This window comes from Streptomyces sp. NPDC002742 (assembly GCF_042888885.1).
Lineage (GTDB): Bacteria > Actinomycetota > Actinomycetes > Streptomycetales > Streptomycetaceae > Streptomyces.
The window spans coordinates 1-2362 of record NZ_JBIAQF010000069.1 but is presented as its reverse complement, the minus strand read 5'-3'; the positions used below and the strand labels follow the sequence as shown (position 1 = coordinate 2362).

The following is a 2362-nucleotide window of genomic DNA, read 5'->3' as shown; positions in this document are numbered from 1 at the left end:
CCGGCAGGGACGTCGGCCTCGGTGTCGCTGCCGCTGCCGAGCGCGAGCAGGTGCCGGGCGTCCTCGGGCGCCACGGTGTCCACGTCGTCGAGGGCGGCAGCCGGATCCGCCACGAAGCCGGTGAGCACGGTCTCCAGGGCACGGCAGAACCGTTCGGCCGCGGACGCGCTGACGGCCCCGTACTGGAAGCGCAGCAGACCCCGGACACCGCCGTGCGGTTCCTGGTGCAGGTAGAGCGCCAGTGGAAACTGCGCCGTGCCGAGGTCGATGTCAAGGCGCGGAACGCAGCGGGACGAGACCGTGGTCGGCTCGGGCATCGGTGCGCTGGGAACGACGACCAGGTGCGGTGCCCCGCCCGAGGATTCGGGCAGCACGGTGGACAACGGCAGGTCGGCATCACGGTAGGCCCGCACGGAGCGGCTGTGCACCGCTTGCAGGAACCCGGCGACAGAGGAATCCCCGGCAAGGTCGACCGGGAGCAGGACGGTGCTGTTGAAGTAGCCGATGGTGGCCGCGTACCGGGGAGAGCGGCGCGAGACGGTGGCGCCGATCACCGGTCGTGCCGCGCGGGAGTTGCGGCCGAGGACGAGCCCGGCCGCGCCGAGGACGAAGGAGTACGGGGTGATCCGCATCTCGGCGGAGAGCCTGCGGATCCCCTCCCACAGTTCGGCGGGCAGCCGCGCCTCCGTGAGCCCGGCGCCGGTTGTGCCGCTCTGACCGTCGGCCCAGCCGAGGGAGGGCGACAGGTCGGCGCTCCCCAGTTCCTCGCGCAGCGTGGCCGCCCGTTCCGACCGGGCGGGCGACAGATCGTGCGAGGCGTCGGCCCACTCTTCGTAGCTGTGCGCGGGGGTGACCTCCCGGCCTGCCAGCAGCCAGTCGGCCAGCACAGCGAAGGAGGGCTCGTCCACGACCAGGTGGTGGGCGACCACGATCAGGTCGGCGATGTCCGCGCGGTAACGCAGCAGGACGGCCCGCACCATGGGGCCCCGACCCGGGCCCAGCGGTCGCAGGCACTCGTTGCGCACTCGGCGCCGGGCCCGCTCACCGTCCGGGTCGACCGGCACGGTGGCGACGTGCAGAGCGGGCGTGTGTTCCGCCGGCTCGAAGAACCAGCCGTCCTGCTCCTCCACGACGCGTGAGGCGAGCATCGGGTGAACGAGGAGCAGACGGTCGAACCGCTCCGCGAGCGCTGCTTCGTCGATTCGGCCGGTGACGCGGTACACCATCGCGGCGTGGTAGGCGGTCGAGTCCTCGGCGGCCTGGTCGGCGATGTAGAGGTCGGCCTGGTTGGAGGCCAGCCGGCGGCGGGTCCGGACACGCGTGTCCAGGCCGTTCGTGCCGGTGACGGGCGCGGTGGTGCCGGTCGTTCGCATGGTCATGGATCAGTCAGCGCCCTGCGGAGGCGGTTACGAGCCGGTACACGGTCTCGGCCCCGTCCGCCTCCAGCAGGTCGAAGTAGTCGATCTCCTGGCCGGTGGCTTCGAAGAGTGCGGTGGCGAAGAGGACGGCATGGAAAGAGTCCCCTCCGTTCGCCAGGAAGCCCACGGTCGGGTCCGCCGTCTCCCCGAGGGCCTCGAACCAGAGCCGGTGGACCTCGGTCCGCAGGGGGTCGGCCGATTCGTTCTTTTCCTGTAAGGAATCCGTAGCAGTACTGGGAAGCTTTGGGTCGGACATATGTGAGGTCTCCACAACGGCTCCTGCCGTACCTGAATGGATAACTGGAACCGAGTTGCGGCTGAGAATGGGGAAAATCCGCCGACTGGCATTTGGAGGGCCGACTCCAGCGGGTTCCACCCGACACGGGATATCAGTGGTCGAGAAGTGCTGAGATTGTCGACTCAGTGGTCACGGAACTGTTCGGTCGGTGCGAGTGGCTCTAGTGATCTTGGCATGCCGGTGCGTGACCGTCAACGGTCAACTAGCCCTCACCTGGCGCTTGGTAGTGCTTGCGGGCTCCTGTCCGATCGGCGCGTCCGGCTCGGGCGGCAGAGTTCTGGCGCGCTGCCGGGCGACGCTTTGGGGCTGCGAGGGGGCTGGGACCTCTGCTCGAACTTTCCTCTGTGGCGCGCGTTGGTGGCGAACAGGAAAGGGCGTGCCCCCTATTTCTCCTTTGTGTTGAAATCGGGCTCTTGTCCGTTCTGGATAACGTGTTGAATTCCTCTTGGTGATCTTGACGGTGATGGGAGTAATTCGTAGCCTCTTGATGGCCCGTTCCCTTGGTGGGCGAATCCACAGGGAAATACCGAGTCGTGATGGGCGGGGCAATGCAGACCGAACAGATGGCCGGCCTTCCAGGTGCCGAGACAGGCAGGCCGGACGGCCGGGAGATCGACAAGGGAGACACGCCCCCGCCGCCCCCGCT

General features: G+C 68.5%; 2 protein-coding genes. Both read right to left on the bottom strand.

Going from position 1 to position 2362, the window contains the following annotated elements; translation table 11 throughout:
• On the bottom strand, positions 1–1379 hold a 1379-nt coding region (locus ACFYW8_RS44475; RefSeq protein ID WP_389093859.1), incomplete at its 3' end, for a condensation domain-containing protein.
• A gap of 7 nt (positions 1380–1386) precedes the next feature.
• Positions 1387–1674: a hypothetical protein gene (locus tag ACFYW8_RS44470; protein WP_365882860.1), complete on the bottom strand. Its 288-nt coding sequence runs from the start codon at positions 1672–1674 to the stop codon at positions 1387–1389.
• Between the last annotated feature and the right edge of the window lie 688 nt (positions 1675–2362).

Coding starts and splice junctions, on each gene's coding strand:
- ACFYW8_RS44470 (WP_365882860.1), bottom strand. CDS start 1,674: ATGTCCGACCCAAAGCTTCCCAGTACTGCTACGGATTCCTTACAGGAA.